Below are 17,279 nucleotides of genomic sequence, written 5' to 3' on the forward strand. Positions count from 1 at the left end.
GTTTGCCGCCGCCTTCCTTCAGATTCCACCTCGCGGTGGACACCCTTGGCTTGAGCTAATGGCTACTGCTACCTTCACCACTCCGGACTTCCACCGTATAGACAACGCCCATGCCGGGCGCACAAATAAAATTCAGGCTGCCGTGTGTATCGGCAGCCTGAATGCATTTGGTTCGATTGCCTACCTTCTGTTTCACTTCCAGGTACAAAACACTGTTTGCAATCGCGGTATGTACGTCTGCCCGCGGCTCAGGTTCTGTATCCTCGTGGAATTCGATGCTTACTTGGCAGCCTCGTAACGCTTTGACACTTCTGCCCAGTTCACAACGTTCCAGAACGCAGAGATGTAGTCAGGACGCTTGTTCTGATACTTGAGGTAGTATGCATGTTCCCAGACATCGAGACCGAGAATCGGTGTTTTGCCGTCCATGTACGGGCTGTCTTGGTTTGCCGTGCTGAATACCTCAAGCTTGCCGTTGTCGACAGCAAGCCAAGCCCAGCCGCTGCCAAAACGGGTGGTTGCCGCTTTCCCGAACAGCTCCTTGAACTGATCAAAGCTGCCAAAGGTGCTGTTGATAGCGTCAGCCAAAGCACCTGTCGGTTGTCCGCCGCCATTTGGGCTGAGTACTTCCCAGAACAGGCTGTGGTTGGCGTGACCGCCGCCGTTGTTGCGGACAGCAGTGCGGATTGACTCAGGTACACTGTCAATCGATCGGAGCAAGTCTTCGATAGACTTTGCTTCGAGGTCTGCATGTCCTTCGAGAGCTGCGTTAAGGTTATTCACATAGGTCTGGTGATGGCGACCGTGGTGAATGTTCATGGTTGTCTCGTCAATGTGTGGTTCTAGTGCATTTGCAGCATATGGAAGCTGCGGCAGTACATGTGCCAATCCAATCCCCTCCAAATCATAGAATCTTAGCCTTGCCTTTCATAATCATCTTAGCGCAACACCAAACTGATTTCCAGCAAACCGAAGTCACCGATGGAAGGAAAACGATGTTCTTCGAGGCTGTACTAAGACGAATCTGCCCAGAAACTTCGATACCTATCGCTTTTATCCAAAGCTGTCTAGACCGTCCTGCAGGAAGGTCTGCGTCAAAAACAGAACTGATATAGAAATGATTTTGAACGGAAGCAACCAGACATGATAGCCGTCTACGGACATTTCCGAATTAGGTGAACCGCCGCGAGAGTGGAAGATGTCACAGACTGGGGTGGCATGGATGGATAATCAGCATCGTCCGGCGTCAATTTCGACTGGGTTCGAGACCCCAAAGGGAGTCACCAGGAACCATAGGGATACTCCGATGACCGAAAAAGCCTATCCGTTGTCACAACTGCTCAATCCATTACACGGTTTTTTGACAGGTCTCCTTCAGGTGTTTCACAGCGGTGTCGCCATCTTTATTACGGAGACGGGTGCCAAAAGCATAGCAGGGGGCACTTCTGTTTTGGGCGAAGGTGATAGTCTCGGTGAGAGTTGTGTGAGTGATCATTTGCGGATGCATGATGACATGTTTCGCGAGTCGGTTGTGTGGGCTGCCAAAGGGCGGTTACTCGGTGTTCCGGCAATCCGTTGGGTCTATTTACTTCGAACACCTATACGCGTTGTGCGTGGAATGAATGTACCTTTAATCATTCGAAAGGCAGATACTGGGCCGTCTGCCCTGTTGACAGAGTGGCCCGTTGAACTGGATGCTGAGTCCATATGGTTCTTTCCCACGGAGATGGGTATTCTGGTGGTCATTCACCGAGTGTCCGACACGTTGCAGCGCGAACAATGGAGGGATAGCCTGTGGTATGCAAGACACCTCCATTATTTTCTGGAAGTCTACCAAGACACCACATATCCTGATATTTTTTCGCTTTACCCGCTCATCATTGAGATGGAGAACAAAGACCCTTTCATGGCTGGTCACTCCATGAAAGTTGCATCGTTTGCAGCACAGCTTGCTGCCCGAATTGGGATGCCAATGGCAGAAACGAGAAGAATTTATGTCGGAGCGTTGCTGCACGACCTGGGTAAGGTGGAGATACCGAATGAGATTCTACTCAAGCCTGGGCGGCTGAATGACGAGGAATACCGGCACATTCAAACGCATCCCGTGATTGGGGCCGAGTACCTGAGCCGTTGGCCTCAACTGACGGTATTCCGGGATATTGTCCGTCATCATCACGAGCGGATAGATGGGAAGGGATATCCGGATGGGCTTAAAAGAGATGACATCTCTTTATCCGTGCGGATTGTATCACTCGTTGATGCATTTGATGCCATGACATCGCGCCGTGCATATCGCAGTGCCTTTACTAGAGAGCAAGCCATGCTCGAACTGCGAGCCGGCAGCGGCACGCAGTTCGACGAAACGCTCGTGACTGTTTTCGAGCACTGTCTTAATCAGAGTCCGTATCAACTCTCCATTCGGTGACCAGAACCGACGGCTTCAGACAGAGATGAAAAGCCATCCTGCCGAAGATAATTCGGCAATTCACGAACGATCTCGCTGATTGCTTCCGGTCCCTTGTAGATAAGCGCTGTATAGAGTTCTACGAGGGAAGCACCGGCTTTCACTTTCTCGTAGGCATCTCGTGCTGTAAAAACACCGCCGGAAGCAATGACGGGGACTTGTCCGTTGGTTGCCGCGTAGACGATAGACACCACTTGTGTGGAGCGCTCTTTGAGGGGGAGACCGCTAAGTCCGCCGGACTGATGGGCCTGCTCGCTTGTCAGGTTGGGCCTCGCAATGGTGGTATTGGTGGCGATGAACCCGTCGACCCCAATCTGTTGTAGACGCTGTGCCAAGAGGGCGATGGCGTCATCTGCCAGATCAGGTGCCAGTTTGACCAAAACCGGGGGAACCGGGGCCTGGCCATTTCGAACTCGCATCGTGCCGCGAGAAACTTGAACATCCCGTTCGTCGAGCACTGCCTGAACGAGTGGGATGAGTGAATCGGCCGCTTGCAAATCCCGAAGTCCGGGAGTGTTCGGCGAACTCACATTGATCACGAAAAAATCAGCAACAGAGTACAGTTTGCTCACAAGCAGGGTGTAATCGTTGGCGGCGTCATGGTTCTCCGTCACCTTGTTCTTGCCCAGATTCACTCCAACAAGACCCCTGGATTTACGAGATTGTAACCGTTCAAGCAGTCTGTCGGCGCCTTCATTATTAAACCCCATGCGATTGATGAGGGCAAAATCATCAATTAACCGAAACATCCTTGGTTTTGGGTTTCCGGGTTGGGGACGGGGTGTCACGGTGCCTACTTCCACGAAGGAAAACCCCATGTTCAAAAACGCGTTGACCGCTTCCCCGTTTTTATCGAGTCCTGCTGCGAGTCCAATCGGATGTGAAAAATCGAGACCCCAGATGCGTTGTGACAGCATCGGCTGTACGGATGCCTGCCGACCAAACATTCGAGCGAGCGAAGGCATCCGTGACAGTGTATGTAGGGTAAAGGTGTGGGCTTTTTCTGCGTCCATTTTAAATAACATCGGACGGAGACGCTGGTACATGGAGTGATCCTCCTATGATAATTCATCATGTCCATCAATTCCTTAGCTGACTTTAACACATTCCCGCGTATCCAGGCATAGACACATCGTGACCGTGCGAGGTTTTTGCTATATTTAACGTGTTGTTTGCACGGCCGTTTGTGCCGTGTCACATTGTCAGGCTCCGCGTCGTCCAAGTGATTGGGAGCCAGTCGGGAGGAAACGGACGTGAGTGAAGTGTCCGAGACCGGTTCCGACGCTGTGTACTTACTGCGCAGGTGGATGGAACAATACGGAACGGATGTCATTAATTTTGCTTATTCATATGTAAGAAACTACCACCAAGCGCAAGATATTGCGCAGGATGTATTTCTCCGTGCGTTTCAGAACGCGCATACGTTTCGCGGCGAGAGTAGCGTCAAGACTTGGCTGTTGTCCATCACGGCGAATCGTTGTCGAGATTACTTGCGTTCATGGCATGTGCGTCATGAGTTGCTGCCGAAGGAAGAGGCTTTGCAGGATGAAGTGGCTCCGTTAAACACGGAAGCAACGGTCATCGAACGCATATCGAACGATGAGGTCTGGCAGCAGGTCAGCGAGTTGCCGGTGAAATACCGCGAAGTTGTAGTTTTATATTACTTGCGCGACCTCTCGACGAAAGAAGTTGCGGACGTACTCGGCATCTCGGATGAAGCTGTGCGAACGCGGTTGCACCGGGGGAGAAGTTTATTGAAAGAACGATTTGAGGAGGGGAATCGATGAACACCTCCGAGGATGAATTTGACAAATGGTTGAAAAGTGCGGTGGAGGTCCCCTTTTCATCTGAACTGCAAAACCAGATTTTGAAACAAGCCGATGCTCTTAACGGGACCTTACCTAGGGGCGGCACTCATCCGAATGACAGCCGGGTACCACCCAGTCGCGGCCGAAGAAAACGTGACTTTCGCTCTTGGCTCGCAGGAGCTGGCGGTATTGCCGCGGCGATATTGCTTGGAGTGGCGGTTTGGAACAGCGGTCTAAACCACAACGTGATGCACCAAAAGTCGACAGCAGACGGCGTACCCGCTGTAAATGGACCAGCACAGTCTGTTCAGACTGGGACGAATGCGATTGGATTAAAGCAAGCACCCCTTCGCGTTGTAGGCCTGTCTATCACTAACTCCACTCCATCTGGACCAGACAATGAAGTTGTGGCGACGCTCCTAAACACAGGTACACAACCGATTTCTAAGCAGGATGTGTTCGGCGTTCTGTCGTTTCATGCGGGACAAGGTACGGGAATCGGATTGGCAGACTGGATCACGTTTGTTGATGCACCGAATCAGGTCGTGCTGCCAGGCCAGTCTGTGCAGTGGACGTTTCAACCAGTGACAGCACCGGTCGACAGCAATGGCAACCTGTCTGAGTCTCCGTCGCTTGCGTTCTATGACAGAGGGACGGTCCCGGCAAGTCAAGCAACCACGACTTGGCAGGTTGAACCGCTGGACATTACAGTCAGTGGTGTGACCGTCACACAGACTTGGAAAACCGGGGAAGCGTTTCAGGTTCAGACGGCAGTAAAGAACATATCAGACCGCCCAATTGCTTGGAACAACCTGCTTGCCATCATCTGGTTTGGCGGAAGCGGTCAATCTATCGCAAATTCTGCGGGTGGATTCTCATCTGGGGCTTCTGACTTTACCCAGCCAGGCATTTCGCGTTATTTTACAAAGGTACCTGTATCCTCTGGTCAAGGTGACGCTCTGCAACCAGGTGCAACTGCCAACCTGACTTTTAAGTTGGTCGGGCCTGTGAATCCTTTCTTGGCGTCCCAGCGGCCTCACGTTTTGGTCATCACACAGGGAGGAAAGTAACCTTGACGACGCGTTTCAGTCTCTCTGAACTGGCGGAAATGCTCCACGTCCCCGTTGGGGTGGTTCGACGGGCCGTGGATGACTTGGATAAAGAAGGACAACTGACTGCAGAGTCGTTTGTGTACGGTGACCGGAACTGGCGTGTGGCACCGAGTGACACAAAGCGGATTGCACAGTGGATTGATGCAAAGAAGGCAGCAGGGGATATTACTCTGACTGCTGAAAAACGACGGATTAAGCGTAAACAAATCAATCCGGTAACAGATGAACCATGACTGGACGGGGGATGCCCCGTCCAGCTTTGTTATCCGCACTACGCTCATTGCGTTTGCAGTTGATTGTGCTAAACTTGGTGACGAATTTATTGTTCATTGACTCGCAGTTCCTCAGAGGACAAGCTCTGGGCGATATGAAGGAGGTCTTCTCGCCGTGAAGGTGGGTATCCCGAAGGAAATCAAGGACAACGAGAATCGCGTAGCAATTACCCCAGCAGGGGTCCATGCGTTGGTGCAGGCGGGTCATCAGGTATTCGTCGAAACCATGGCTGGGGCTGGGAGCGGCTTTGAGGACGAAGTGTATCAACAATCAGGTGCCACGATTGTGTCTGCTGAGGACGCGTGGAACCAATCAGACCTCGTTCTTAAAGTAAAAGAACCACTGCCAGCAGAATACGGCTTCTTTCGTTCGGATCTCACGTTATTTACATATTTGCACCTTGCCCCTGAACCAGAACTGACGAAAGCGTTGCTGGACAGCGGTATTACCGCGATTGCCTATGAGACCGTTCAGCTTCCTGACCGGAGTCTGCCTTTGCTGACGCCAATGAGCGAAGTTGCGGGTCGGATGTCAATTCAGATTGGTGCTCATTACCTGGAGAAGGCGCATGGCGGCCGCGGAGAGCTGCTTGGCGGCGTTCCAGGCGTGCCACCTGCACGCGTTGTTATCGTTGGCGGTGGTATTGTTGGGACCAATGCTGCACGGATTGCCATGGGCATGGGTGCGGATGTCACGATTCTTGATTCCAATGCCAATCGCTTGCGCTACCTAGATGATGTGTTTGGCAGCCGCCTACGCACGGTCATGTCAAATGCATACAATCTGTTGCAACACATTGAAGGCTGCGATTTGCTTGTCGGCTCTGTCCTCATTCCAGGCGCGCGCGCACCGAAGATCGTGACGGCCGAGATGGTACAGGGTATGAACCCGGGCGGCGTTATCGTTGATGTTGCTATCGATCAGGGCGGCTCCATTGAGACCATTGATCGCATTACAACGCACAGCAACCCCACCTATGAGAAGTTTGGCGTCATCCACTACTCGGTTGCAAACATGCCAGGGGCTGTGCCGAGAACATCAACTCTGGCATTGACGAATGTTACGATTCCGTATGCCCTCCAGTTGGCCAACCAAGGCACGGGAGCAGCAATTGCAAACAACCAGGCTTTAGCCAAGGGCGTCAATGTCATTCAAGGAAAAGTGACTTACGAAGCCGTCGCAACGGGTCTCAATCTGCCTTACACACCGTTGGCTGAAGTTATCTAAAGAACGTATCGTTATCCGGTATTCCGGGAGCAGCGGACGCAGCTCTTCCGTTGGGGTACTGCCGATTGACTTCCGGCCCCCGCAAAGGGCGGATGGCGATGATTGCAAGGGTCCAATTTGACCTGGGTGGACACAAACTTGTCCGATGGGGTACCCTAAATAGGAGATATGTTCTGGGGGTGAGATGAAAATGGTGACAGAAGAACAAATCCGTGAAACGCTGACGGAAGTTCTTGATCCAGAGATTCAAATAGATATCGTCAACCTCGGCATGGTGTACGGGGTAGACGTGTTTGATGAGGGCAAGCGGGTGAAAATCACCGTGACGCTCACAACCATGGGGTGTCCGTTGTACGACGAAATAAAGGATCAGATTGTGGAGCGCGTCAAGGCATTTGACGGGGTGGAAGACGTGGAGGTTGAACTGACTTTCGATCCGCCTTGGGATAAAGAAATGATGTCTGATGAGGCAAAACTGGTCTTTAAGTATCTCTTCTAACTTGGTTGATGAGTTGCACATCTCTGCATGAATAGACGCTTCGGTTGAACCTCATTTGCGTTGAATCGAAGCATCAACTAGAACAGGGTGCCAGATGTGCACCCTGTTTTTGATCTGATAAAACCAGTGACAAAGGACGTGACAAATTTTTGACAAACCCGAGTAAACGTATGGATCGGTTGCATTTTCAGAACGATATGTTAAGCTGATAGGGAAAACATGACTGAAAAAGTCAACTTTACATTCGGACAGGAAAGGTTGGTCACACGAATGGCATCTCCTGTGTTTCAAATTCGCGATTTACACGTTAAGGTCGAGAACAAGGAGATTGTTCGAGGCCTCAGTTTAGAAATCAAGGGTGGCGAGATTCACGCCATTATGGGACCAAATGGTACAGGCAAGAGCACCTTGGCCTCCGCGCTGATGGGGCACCCTGCCTATGAGATAACGGGTGGGTCCGTCACACTCGATGGCGAGAATGTACTTGAGATGTCTGTCGATGAGCGTGCTCGGGCAGGTATGTTTTTAGCAATGCAGTACCCTGCGGAAGTCTCTGGTGTTTCGAATGCCAACTTCCTTCGGACAGCTCTGAACTCACGCCTTGGAGAAGGCAACGAAGTGCCGGTGCTGAAGTTCCACCGCCAATTGCAGCAGAAAATGAAAGAGCTGAACATCGACCCGACGTTTGCCGAACGGTACCTGAACGAAGGTTTCTCAGGCGGCGAAAAAAAGCGCAACGAAATCCTGCAAATGGCGATGCTGAACCCGCGTCTGGCGATTCTCGACGAGATTGACTCTGGTCTTGATATCGATGCGTTGCGGATTGTAGCAGATGCCGTAAACAGCCTGCGCTCCCCGGAGATCGGCTTTTTGATCATTACGCACTACCAACGCTTGCTGCAACACATCGTACCGGATCACGTGCATGTCATGATGCAGGGACGAATCGTCCGATCCGGTGGACGTGAACTGGCGGAGAAACTTGAGCAGAACGGATACGATTGGCTGAAGCAGGAACTCGGGATTGAAGACGAGACCGTTGGAGCAGAAGCGTAAGGGAGGTAAGGTCATGACGACGGAACAAACACCGATATCGACAACGTCCTCCCTCATCACGGACCTCGTCCATCGCTTCAATGAGCCAGCTTGGTTGAGGGAACGGCGTGAAGCAGCATTTGCAAAGTATGAGGAGATGCCAACTCCTAAGCTCGAAAAGACCGACCTGCGGCGTCGTTCCTTCGACATTGGTCCATTCGCTAGTTTGACAGCAGGTGGATCGGCACGGGTTCGGGCTTTACTTGACAGCCTCAAAGATAAGGCTTTCGTATTTATCCGTGATGGCGTTGCCGTGCAGTCCAATATCCCGGATACCATACACCAACAAGGTGTTGTTCTCTCAAGCCTGCACGCTGCAGTGAGTTCACACGGGTCATTGGTTGAGAAGCACCTCGGCAGTGTGGTGACTGCGGAGGAAAGTAAATGGGCGGCTTTAAATGCGGCCTTCTGGAACGACGGTGCCTTCTTATACGTGCCGCGCAATGTGAAATTGGAAGAAACGGTGACCTTCGTCTACGAGTCATCTGCGCAAGGACACGGCGCAGCTGTTCGTTCACTCCTCGTTGCGGAGGAGGGTGCCGAGTGCGCGTATACGGAAGTCTTCTTGACTGATGGTGAGCTTGAGAGCGGCAAGGTTCATGCGGATGTACTTGAGGTTGTCGCGGGAGCAAGAGCCAGCGTGAAGATTGCTGCATCGACGGAGTACCGAAAAGGCCCGACAAACTTCACTATCCGCCGAGCGAAGCTGGCATCTGACGCTAAAGTGGACTGGGTGTACTGCGATATCGGTGACGGATTCACAGTTGGCTTGCTCGAGAGTGACTTGGTGGGTACCGGATCGACATCGACCCTTTCCGGCATTGGAATCGGGTTTGGGCGCCAGCACTTCGAATTGACGGCAAGTATGCTCCATCGTGGCCGTTATTCAGAGAGTGACATCAGCATGCACGGTGCGATTCGGGAACGGGCGAACTCCATCTACCGGACGTCCACACATATCTTCCGGCATGCTGCGGGTGCAGGCAGTGAGCAACGCGACCGGATGTTGATGCTGGACGGTACCGCGAGAGCGGACGCCATTCCAATGCTGTTAATTGATGAGAACGACGTGCAGCGTTGCGGCCATGCGGCCAGCGTGGGCAGACTAGATGAAAACCAATTGTACTACCTGCAGTCACGTGGTATTCCTGAGAAACAGGCCCGACGCATGATCATCTGGGGATACCTGGAACCGACACTGGAGGCGTTCCCGGATGAGGTGGTTCGGGAATTCGTGCGTCAGCACATTGATGAGGAGCTTGTGTGATGGATATCTCCAAGATCAAGGAAGACTTTCCGATCCTCAACCAAGAAATCAACGGCCACCGCTTGGTATACCTGGACAGCGCGGCGACCTCGCAAAAGCCGCAGTCGGTCATTGACGTGTTGAAGCGGTATTACGAAACCGACAACGCCAACGTGCACCGCGGTGTCCATACGCTTGGCTCTCGCGCGACCGAAGCGTATGAGCTTGCGCGGGAAAAGGTTGCGCGGTTTATCGGCGCACCTGATGCCGCGCAAGTGGTCTTCACGCGCGGGACGACAGAGTCTTTGAATATGGTCGCTTACGGTTTTGCGAGGCCCCGTTTAACGGCAGAGGATGAGATTGTTCTGACACCTGCCGAGCATCACAGTAACCTGATTCCTTGGCAACAGGTGGCACGTGTAACAGGTGCCAAGTTGAAATACATCCCCCTGCAGGAGGATGGAACCATCTCGCTCGAAGATGCGAAGAAGTTGATTGGGCCGGCGACGAAGATTGTCGCGATTGCGCATGTTTCGAATGTGCTTGGCACGATTCACCCAGTTCGTGAGCTTGCCGATCTGGCTCACGAGGTGGGCGCAGTCATCGTCGTTGACGGTGCGCAAAGTGTGCCCCACATGCCGGTAGACGTAAACGACCTCGATTGCGATTTTCTGGCCTTCTCTGGCCATAAGATGTGCGGTCCGACGGGTATCGGTGCACTCTACGGCAAGCGCAAGTGGCTTGATGAGATGGAACCAACCTACTTCGGCGGTGAGATGATTGACGTCGTGGAGCTGTACGAAGCGACGTGGAAGGAAACTCCGTGGAAGTTTGAAGGCGGTACGCCGATTATTGCGGGTGCTGTAGGTCTCGGCGCAGCAGTGGATTACCTCGAGAAGATTGGCATGGACGCGATTCGCGAACATGACAGGGAGATCACAGGCTACGCCTTGAAACGCCTCTCAGAGGTTGAAGGTCTGGAAATTTATGGACCTGCAGAAGGAGCGGAACGCGGCGGTTTGGTTACATTTAACCTCGGTTCCATCCATCCACATGATGTATCAACAGTGCTTGATGCGGAAGGCGTGGCGATTCGAGCAGGTCATCATTGTGCGCAACCGTTAATGCGGATCCTGAATGTGCCGGCGACTGCACGTGCGAGTTTCTATTTATACAACACTAAGTCAGACGTTGACGCGTTGGTAGATGCCCTGGCGTCTGCAAAGGAGTTTTTCCAGCATGCAATTGTCTGAGTTATACCGTCAGGTCATTATGGATCACTATCAACATCCCCGGAACCAAGGTCTGTTAGAGGATGCGGTTTCGGTGGATTTACGAAACCCAAGCTGTGGTGACGAGATCACGCTTCAACTGCAGATTGAGGACGGTGTCGTAAAAGACGTTCGGTTCAAAGGCAGCGGCTGTTCCATCTCGATGGCATCGGCATCGATGATGACAGAGGCCGTGAAAGGGCTCAAAGTAGAAGATGCCCTGAAACTCGGAGAGTCATTTCGCTTGATGATCCGGGGGCAGGATGTTGACTCTGAAGAGCTCGGCGACCTTGAAGCCCTGCAAGGTGTGTCTCAATTCCCAGCCCGCGTAAAGTGCGCCACCTTGGCTTGGCAAGCATTGGACAGAGCTGCTCATACAGATGATGTGAGATAGAGAGCTGGACGGTGAACAATTAAGGAGGGAATAGACATGGCGAAGTCTCTGCCAGAACTGGAAGAGTATCAATACGGTTTTCGCGATAAAGACGTCTCTGTCGCACGGTTGGAAAAGGGTCTCTCGCGCAAAGTGGTTGAGCAGATCTCAACGATGAAGAACGAGCCCGGTTGGATGACCGATTTTCGCCTGCGCTCTCTCGATCTCTTTTATGAGAAGGGGATGCCGAACTGGGGCGGCGACTTGTCGGAACTCAATTTCGACGAGATCACCTATTACGTAAAGCCGGCTGAGAAACAGGGCAAGACGTGGGATGAAGTCCCGGAAGAGATCAAAAACACCTTTGACCGCTTGGGCATCCCGGAAGCGGAGCAGAAGTTCCTCGCGGGTGTATCTGCCCAGTACGAGTCAGAGGTCGTCTACCACTCGATGCGTGAAGACCTCGAGAAGCTGGGGATTTTGTTTACCGATACGGATACTGCGCTGCGCGAGTATCCGGAGATCTTCAAGGAGTATTTCGGGACAATTATTCCGCCTGAGGACAATAAGTTTGCTGCACTGAACAGTGCTGTATGGAGCGGTGGGAGCTTTATCTACGTCCCGAAAGGCGTGAAATGTGACGTTCCACTTCAGGCGTACTTCCGCATTAACTCGGAGAACATGGGACAGTTCGAACGTACACTGATCATTGCGGACGATGACAGCTTCGTCCACTACGTCGAAGGATGCACAGCGCCAATTTACAGCACCAACTCCTTGCACAGTGCAGTCGTCGAGATCATCGTGAAAGACCGTGCACGTTGCCGCTACTCGACGATTCAGAACTGGGCACCAAACATCTACAACCTTGTCACCAAGCGTGCGATGGCGTACAAGGATGCAACGATGGAGTGGGTCGATGGGAACATCGGATCGAAACTGACGATGAAATACCCGAGCGTCTACCTAATGGGTGAAGGTGCAAAGGGTATGGTTCTGTCGATTACGGTTGGCGGTCGCGGACAGCATCAGGACACCGGTGCAAAGATGGTGCACAATGCACCGAACACCACTTCAACCATCGTGTCGAAGTCCATCAGTAAACATACCGGCAAGACCACGTATCGCGGATTGACCAGCTTTGCTCCGAACGCCATTGGTGCAAAGTCGAACGTCAAGTGCGACACGCTTATCATTGATGAGGACTCCACGTCAGATACCATTCCGTACAACGAGATCATGAATGACCATGTGACCCTCGAACACGAAGCCAGCGTCTCGAAGGTTTCCGAAGAACAGTTGTTCTACCTGATGAGCCGCGGGCTGTCTGAGGAAGACGCCACACGGATGATTGTGATGGGCTTCATTGAGCCGTTCACACGCGAGTTGCCGATGGAGTACGCGGTCGAGATGAACCGTCTCATCAAGTTTGAGATGGAAGGTTCGGTTGGTTAAACCCTTGTTGGATGGCGCGCCCGGAGAGTCGGGCGCTCTTCAACTGAGAATAGGGAAGGTCATCGTCAAGATGGCCTTTCCGTGTATCTGCGGGGCAGGTTACCCATCTCCAGCAGGGGCCCTGCGGATACAGATGACAGCAGGAGGTAGACGATGTCCTGGACCAAGGTTGCCAGTTTATCTGAAGTTCCGGTTGGCGCAATGAAGCAAGTGACGATCGACGATCTCGACATCGCGATTTATCATACCGACCAAGGCTTTTATGCAACGTCCGATGTTTGCACCCATGCCAGTGCATTCCTGACAGACGGCAAGCTCGTCGGTTGTATTGTGGAGTGTCCGAAACACGGGGGCAAGTTTAATGTAACAAACGGGGAGCCGACTGCATTTCCATGTGTCATCCCTGTCGAAACTTTTCCCATTGAAATGCGCAATGATGAGATTTGGGTTGAGGCTTAAGCTTCATTAAACCAGGCCCAAACCGCATCACTCGTCGCGAAGGGAGGTAGTTCTGTGAAGGTCGCTAAAAAAACGGAGTATGGACTTCGGGCCATGGTATGCCTCGCGCTCAGTGGCGGACAAAAGCAAGCCGTAGCCCTGCCAGTTGTGGCGCAAGCCGAACAGATACCGGAACAGTTTCTCGACCAGATCTTTGCCAAACTGCGACGCGCTGGGTTCGTGAAGAGTGTACGAGGAGTGAACGGCGGGTATCTGCTGAGCCGTCCCCCAGAGGAAATATCGATTGGAGAACTTGTCCGAGTCCTTGAAGGCTCGTTATCACCGATTGGTTGTGTAACTGAAGAGAATTCAGATCCAGGGGACTTCTGCGGGCGGTTCTCTGCATGTCACACGCGCAACGTATGGCTGCGCGTGATGAACGCCATCACGCATGCACTCGACAGTTTGACGTTAGCTGAGGTCATGCACGACGACGTAGAGGTAAGGCAAGTCCTTCAAATTGACTCAGTCAGTCCGTGATCTAGGGACACCGCCTGGCGCGGTGTCAGCGTCGTCGCTGCTCGCAGTAAGGGCACAGCCAGAGACGACGGGCGGAGGCAATACTCATGAACAATAGGGCCCTCAGAGTTTCTTCCGTCAACTCTTAGGGGCCCTATTTTGTTTGCCCGCGCCGGCGACCACGACACAATACTTAAAAACCGAGGTCGACTTTGGGGGACTGCTGAATTTTTTCGACAGCTGCATCTCTCGCATCGCACGCACTTACGTAATCGGCGTACAGTTGCTTGAGCGATTCGTGTTTGGCAAGGAGGTCGGCGTCTATCATCAGATGCTGCATCGAGCGGTCGTACGATACGTGATAACTCGGGTTGTAGCCCAGGTCTCGCAACTCGTTCAGAAGTCGGCTGAGCAGATCGTTGACAGCCAGGTGAGCTTTGCTCCATTCCTCCGAAGACTTCATCAGATCCATGAGATGTCCTTCCTTTCTCGGTATCAGACGGTGGCTGAGGAACTCCGCTTTCCTTAAATCGGCCGTGATTTGAATCGTTGTAGTGTGTCTAGTATAATGCACTTTGGATGGAATCGCCAAGCTCAACAAGGCGCATCAACGATTTAGGAGGGATATCGATGCCATTAGTGGGACAACCAGCTCCAGACTTTGACATGCTGTCAACAAAGGACATGAAGACGCTCGACCAACACGTGAAGCTTTCCGATTACAAAGGGAAGTGGTTGGTGATGTTCTTTTACCCAGCAGATTTCACATTCGTCTGCCCGACCGAAATTATCGCCATGAACGACCGACTGGCTGAGTTTCACGACCTCGATGCAGAAGTTCTCGGCGTTAGCTGCGACTCTGTACATAGCCACAAGGCTTGGATCAATACGCCGAAATCCGAAAATGGACTTGGCGGCTTAGACTATCCGCTCGGCGCTGACTTCACCAAGGAAGTTGCACGCAAGTACGATGTGCTTGTCGAGAGTGAGGGCCAAGCCCTTCGCGGGTTGTTCATCGTCGACCCAGAAGGCATCCTCCGCTACCAAGTTGTTCATGACATGAACATCGGCCGCAGCGTTGATGAGACCATTCGCGTTCTTGAAGCATTGCAGGCTGGCGGGCTGTGCCCGGCAAACTGGAAGCCAGGAGACAAACTGCTCGAAGTTTGATGAGCCTATGCGCTCAAAGGGCCCGCTTGTGATTTTTGCAAGCGGGCTTTCATGATTATTTCACAACTATGCGGGAGGTGCGCTATCGCATGCCAATGAGACTGGGTACCGACATGCCAAATTTGGATGGAGTCACTGAATGGTTTAACTCGGACGGTCAACCGAGCATTGAACCCGGCAAGGTTACGCTGATCCACTTTTGGGCTGTGTCCTGTCACATCTGTCACGAAACCATGAACGACGTGATGGCGATTAAGAACAAGTACGAATCTGAAGGCTTGCAAGTCATTGCATTGCACATGCCTCGATATGAAGAAGACGTGAATGTCGATAAGGTTAAAGAGGATATGAATGAATACCATATGACTCAGCCGATTGGGCTGGATCATCAGCATAAAGTCACCAATCGATTTGAGAACGAATACGTACCAGCGTTCTTCGTGTTCGGTAAGGACGGAACCCTCAAGTTCCGCGCTGCCGGAGACAAAGGGTTTCTTAAAGTCGAGCCAAAGGTTCGCGAGGCGCTCGGTCTTGATTCATAAAGCAGGTGGAACAGGCATAGATTGGACAGGCGCAAGTTAGGTTGGACAAGCGCCGATTGAGATGAACAAGCGTCCATACAAAGAGGTGCTGTGCGATCCGTTGAATTCCCATCAACGGATCGCAAGTCTTCTATTGACACTATCCGTTGACAGCGTTTACAATGAAAGACGAAAATGAATGGTCATTCATTCAGTGAGGGGGGAGGGGCATCGGAACCAGAAGGGACGAGTCCAAATACAACGCAATTTTGGACGCAGCGGTACTTGTTATGGCCGAGTTTGGGTATCACCACGCGCAGGTCTCAAGGATAGCCAAAGCAGCCGGCGTCGCAGACGGAACCGTGTACCTCTACTTCAAGAACAAGGAGGACATCCTGGTTTCCATCCTGCGGCAGACTATCGGGGAGATTGTGGAGAAAGTTAAGGAGCGAACAGCCTTAGCCTCCACAGCTGAAGAAAAACTGCGTTCCCTGGTGGGTCTCTATCTTGGTGAGCTTGGTGTACGCCCGGAGTTGGCGATGGTGACCCAAGTGCATCTCAGACAGGTCGATGCAAACATTCGGCGCGAGATTGGTGAAATCATGCAGCCGTTTTATCACCTCCTCGATGAGATGTTTGAGCATGGAGTTGAACATGGTGTGTTTTCTCCGAAGTTAAATCGTCGGATTGCCCGTCGACTGGTCTTCGGCACGATTGATGAAACGGTCAGTGCATGGGTATTATCCGGTGCCAAGTATGACCTTGCAGCCCTTTCCAACGAAGTTGTCGACGCGCTCTTGTACGGGCTGACAGGTCCCCTGTCTGCTGATGGCTCCCGAAAGGCTGAGGCAACACCGTAAAGCAGGTAAGATTGTGCACCGTAAGTGCAGGTCAGGCTGTACGCCGTTTGTGCAGGTCAAGGCTGTACACGGTAAGTGCAGGTCAGGCTGTACGCCGTTTGTGTAAGTCAAGGCTGCAGCCGTAAATCACAAGGCTGATGTTCTGAGAGGAGTGTTGATTTCGTGGACATCCTAGTACTTCTAAAACAGACGTTCGATACCGAGGAACGCATCACCGTCGAAAACGGCAAAGTCAAGGAAGACGGAGTGCGCTTCGTCATCAATCCGTACGATGAGTATGCAGTGGAGGAAGCCATCCGCTTGAAAGAGGAGCATGATGGTACGGTCACCATTTTGTCAATTGGTCCTTCACGCACTGAGGAAGCGATTCGCACCGCTCTTGCAATGGGTGCTGATGAGGCTGTGCTCGCTGACGACGAGTCTCTTTTTGGCGACGAATATACCGCAGCCAAGGTCTTGGCTGCGATGGTTAAAGTCCGTAACTACGACTTGATTATCGGTGGGAACCAGGCAGTTGACGACGGATCCGGCCAGGTTGCCGTCCGCTTGGCGGAGGAACTCGGCATTCCGCACATCTCGACCCTGACGAAGCTTGAAATCAACGGCACTGAGGTCGTTGGACATCGTGACGCCGAAGGTGACGTCGAGGTGGTCACCGCCACCTTGCCCGTCCTCGTGACGGCTCAGCAAGGTTTGAACGAACCGCGTTACCCATCCCTGATTGGCATCCGGAAAGCCGGCAAAAAGCCGCTGACCCATGTCACAGCAGCGGACCTCCGGTTGTCGCCGGAAGACTTGACGGCGCGCACAGAGATCGTCGAAACCTATCTCCCGAAACCGAAGGAAGCCGGCCGAATTTTGCAGGGTGAGATGAACGATCAGGTGAAAGAACTCGTTCACTCGCTGACAAACGTCGAAAAAGTCGTAGGCTGAGCGTAAGCGAAACTG

The 17,279-nt window shown here is 52.5% G+C and carries 21 protein-coding genes; 18 read left to right on the forward strand and 3 right to left on the reverse strand.

The window, feature by feature from the left end; genetic code table 11:
* On the forward strand, nt 1–298 hold a 298-nt coding region (locus AN477_RS25020), incomplete at its 5' end, for a hypothetical protein (RefSeq protein WP_054969267.1).
* Here the strand turns inward: AN477_RS25020 and AN477_RS11275 are convergent.
* Nucleotides 280–888, reverse strand: a complete 609-nt coding sequence (locus AN477_RS11275; protein ID WP_054969268.1) for a superoxide dismutase — start codon at nt 886–888, stop codon at nt 280–282. The two genes, AN477_RS25020 and AN477_RS11275, sit on opposite strands and share 19 nt — an antisense overlap.
* 334 nt (nt 889–1,222) lie before the next feature.
* Between AN477_RS11275 and AN477_RS11280 the strand changes: the two genes are divergently transcribed.
* Nucleotides 1,223–2,425, forward strand: coding sequence for an HD-GYP domain-containing protein (locus AN477_RS11280; protein ID WP_054969269.1), 1,203 nt, complete (start codon nt 1,223–1,225; stop codon nt 2,423–2,425).
* Here the strand turns inward: AN477_RS11280 and AN477_RS11285 are convergent.
* The gene (locus AN477_RS11285; RefSeq protein WP_054969270.1) at nt 2,407–3,510 is read right to left on the reverse strand and encodes a quinone-dependent dihydroorotate dehydrogenase; all 1,104 of its coding nucleotides are present in this window, start codon (nt 3,508–3,510) and stop codon (nt 2,407–2,409) included. The genes AN477_RS11280 and AN477_RS11285 overlap by 19 nt on opposite strands.
* A gap of 207 nt (nt 3,511–3,717) precedes the next feature.
* On the opposite strand from AN477_RS11285, the gene AN477_RS11290 reads away from it, so the two are divergent.
* From AN477_RS11290 to AN477_RS11345, 12 genes are all read left to right on the forward strand, one after another.
* Complete coding sequence (locus AN477_RS11290; RefSeq protein ID WP_245631794.1) at nt 3,718–4,251, forward strand: sigma-70 family RNA polymerase sigma factor; 534 nt, start codon at nt 3,718–3,720, stop codon at nt 4,249–4,251.
* Nucleotides 4,248–5,342 carry a hypothetical protein gene (locus tag AN477_RS11295; protein WP_054969271.1) on the forward strand — a complete coding sequence of 365 codons (1,095 nt, stop codon included), beginning with the start codon at nt 4,248–4,250 and terminating at the stop codon, nt 5,340–5,342. Before AN477_RS11290 ends, AN477_RS11295 begins: the two co-directional genes overlap by 4 nt.
* A 2-nt stretch (nt 5,343–5,344) precedes the next feature.
* Nucleotides 5,345–5,617: a hypothetical protein gene (locus tag AN477_RS11300; RefSeq protein WP_054969272.1), complete on the forward strand. Its 273-nt coding sequence runs from the start codon at nt 5,345–5,347 to the stop codon at nt 5,615–5,617.
* Between the two features lie 154 nt (nt 5,618–5,771).
* On the forward strand, nt 5,772–6,884 hold the full coding sequence (ald, locus tag AN477_RS11305) for an alanine dehydrogenase (RefSeq protein ID WP_054969273.1): 1,113 nt from the start codon (nt 5,772–5,774) through the stop codon (nt 6,882–6,884).
* 190 nt (nt 6,885–7,074) lie between these two features.
* Complete coding sequence (locus tag AN477_RS11310) at nt 7,075–7,383, forward strand: metal-sulfur cluster assembly factor (protein ID WP_054969274.1); 309 nt, start codon at nt 7,075–7,077, stop codon at nt 7,381–7,383.
* A gap of 270 nt (nt 7,384–7,653) precedes the next feature.
* Nucleotides 7,654–8,439: a Fe-S cluster assembly ATPase SufC gene (gene sufC / locus AN477_RS11315; protein WP_054969325.1), complete on the forward strand. Its 786-nt coding sequence runs from the start codon at nt 7,654–7,656 to the stop codon at nt 8,437–8,439.
* A 13-nt stretch (nt 8,440–8,452) separates the two neighbouring features.
* A complete protein-coding gene (locus tag AN477_RS11320; RefSeq protein WP_054969275.1) occupies nt 8,453–9,745 on the forward strand; it encodes a SufB/SufD family protein in 1,293 nt (430 codons plus the stop codon).
* A complete protein-coding gene (locus tag AN477_RS11325) occupies nt 9,745–10,977 on the forward strand; it encodes a cysteine desulfurase (RefSeq protein WP_054969276.1) in 1,233 nt (410 codons plus the stop codon). The genes AN477_RS11320 and AN477_RS11325 overlap by 1 nt, the downstream gene beginning before the upstream one ends.
* A complete protein-coding gene (gene sufU / locus AN477_RS11330; RefSeq protein WP_054969277.1) occupies nt 10,964–11,389 on the forward strand; it encodes a Fe-S cluster assembly sulfur transfer protein SufU in 426 nt (141 codons plus the stop codon). The genes AN477_RS11325 and sufU overlap by 14 nt, the downstream gene beginning before the upstream one ends.
* Nucleotides 11,390–11,425: 36 nt before the next feature.
* Nucleotides 11,426–12,823 carry a Fe-S cluster assembly protein SufB gene (gene sufB / locus AN477_RS11335; RefSeq protein ID WP_054969278.1) on the forward strand — a complete coding sequence of 466 codons (1,398 nt, stop codon included), beginning with the start codon at nt 11,426–11,428 and terminating at the stop codon, nt 12,821–12,823.
* A gap of 153 nt (nt 12,824–12,976) precedes the next feature.
* Complete coding sequence (locus AN477_RS11340; protein WP_054969279.1) at nt 12,977–13,282, forward strand: non-heme iron oxygenase ferredoxin subunit; 306 nt, start codon at nt 12,977–12,979, stop codon at nt 13,280–13,282.
* A 54-nt stretch (nt 13,283–13,336) separates the two neighbouring features.
* Entirely contained in the window at nt 13,337–13,801 is a 465-nt protein-coding gene (locus AN477_RS11345) for an RrF2 family transcriptional regulator (RefSeq protein ID WP_054969280.1), read from the forward strand.
* Nucleotides 13,802–13,973: 172 nt separating this feature from the next.
* On the opposite strand, the gene AN477_RS11350 is transcribed toward AN477_RS11345, so the two are convergent.
* On the reverse strand, nt 13,974–14,252 hold the full coding sequence (locus AN477_RS11350; protein WP_054969281.1) for a hypothetical protein: 279 nt from the start codon (nt 14,250–14,252) through the stop codon (nt 13,974–13,976).
* Nucleotides 14,253–14,410: 158 nt separating this feature from the next.
* Between AN477_RS11350 and AN477_RS11355 the strand changes: the two genes are divergently transcribed.
* From AN477_RS11355 to AN477_RS11370, 4 genes are all read left to right on the forward strand, one after another.
* Nucleotides 14,411–14,950: a peroxiredoxin gene (locus tag AN477_RS11355; RefSeq protein WP_054969282.1), complete on the forward strand. Its 540-nt coding sequence runs from the start codon at nt 14,411–14,413 to the stop codon at nt 14,948–14,950.
* 89 nt (nt 14,951–15,039) lie between these two features.
* Nucleotides 15,040–15,492 (forward strand): TlpA disulfide reductase family protein, encoded by a 453-nt coding sequence (locus tag AN477_RS11360; RefSeq protein WP_054969283.1) that lies wholly within the window; start codon nt 15,040–15,042, stop codon nt 15,490–15,492.
* A 248-nt stretch (nt 15,493–15,740) separates the two neighbouring features.
* Entirely contained in the window at nt 15,741–16,331 is a 591-nt protein-coding gene (locus AN477_RS11365; RefSeq protein WP_425388163.1) for a fatty acid metabolism transcriptional regulator FadR, read from the forward strand.
* A 162-nt stretch (nt 16,332–16,493) separates the two neighbouring features.
* Nucleotides 16,494–17,264 (forward strand): electron transfer flavoprotein subunit beta/FixA family protein, encoded by a 771-nt coding sequence (locus tag AN477_RS11370; protein WP_054969284.1) that lies wholly within the window; start codon nt 16,494–16,496, stop codon nt 17,262–17,264.
* Nucleotides 17,265–17,279 lie beyond the last annotated feature (15 nt).

It is taken from the genome of Paenalicyclobacillus ferrooxydans, assembly GCF_001399675.1.
Classification (GTDB): domain Bacteria; phylum Bacillota; class Bacilli; order Alicyclobacillales; family Alicyclobacillaceae; genus Alicyclobacillus_B; species Alicyclobacillus_B ferrooxydans.

Bases quoted from the DNA above. Each gene is read 5' to 3' on its own strand.
- AN477_RS11280 (WP_054969269.1), top strand. From the start codon at position 1,223: ATGGATAATCAGCATCGTCCGGCGTCAATTTCGACTGGGTTCGAGACC.
- AN477_RS11285 (WP_054969270.1), bottom strand. From the start codon at position 3,510: ATGTACCAGCGTCTCCGTCCGATGTTATTTAAAATGGACGCAGAAAAA.
- AN477_RS11295 (WP_054969271.1), top strand. From the start codon at position 4,248: ATGAACACCTCCGAGGATGAATTTGACAAATGGTTGAAAAGTGCGGTG.
- AN477_RS11310 (WP_054969274.1), top strand. From the start codon at position 7,075: ATGGTGACAGAAGAACAAATCCGTGAAACGCTGACGGAAGTTCTTGAT.
- sufC (WP_054969325.1), top strand. From the start codon at position 7,654: ATGGCATCTCCTGTGTTTCAAATTCGCGATTTACACGTTAAGGTCGAG.
- AN477_RS11320 (WP_054969275.1), top strand. From the start codon at position 8,453: ATGACGACGGAACAAACACCGATATCGACAACGTCCTCCCTCATCACG.
- AN477_RS11325 (WP_054969276.1), top strand. From the start codon at position 9,745: ATGGATATCTCCAAGATCAAGGAAGACTTTCCGATCCTCAACCAAGAA.
- sufU (WP_054969277.1), top strand. From the start codon at position 10,964: ATGCAATTGTCTGAGTTATACCGTCAGGTCATTATGGATCACTATCAA.
- sufB (WP_054969278.1), top strand. From the start codon at position 11,426: ATGGCGAAGTCTCTGCCAGAACTGGAAGAGTATCAATACGGTTTTCGC.
- AN477_RS11340 (WP_054969279.1), top strand. From the start codon at position 12,977: ATGTCCTGGACCAAGGTTGCCAGTTTATCTGAAGTTCCGGTTGGCGCA.
- AN477_RS11350 (WP_054969281.1), bottom strand. From the start codon at position 14,252: ATGGATCTGATGAAGTCTTCGGAGGAATGGAGCAAAGCTCACCTGGCT.
- AN477_RS11355 (WP_054969282.1), top strand. From the start codon at position 14,411: ATGCCATTAGTGGGACAACCAGCTCCAGACTTTGACATGCTGTCAACA.
- AN477_RS11360 (WP_054969283.1), top strand. From the start codon at position 15,040: ATGCCAATGAGACTGGGTACCGACATGCCAAATTTGGATGGAGTCACT.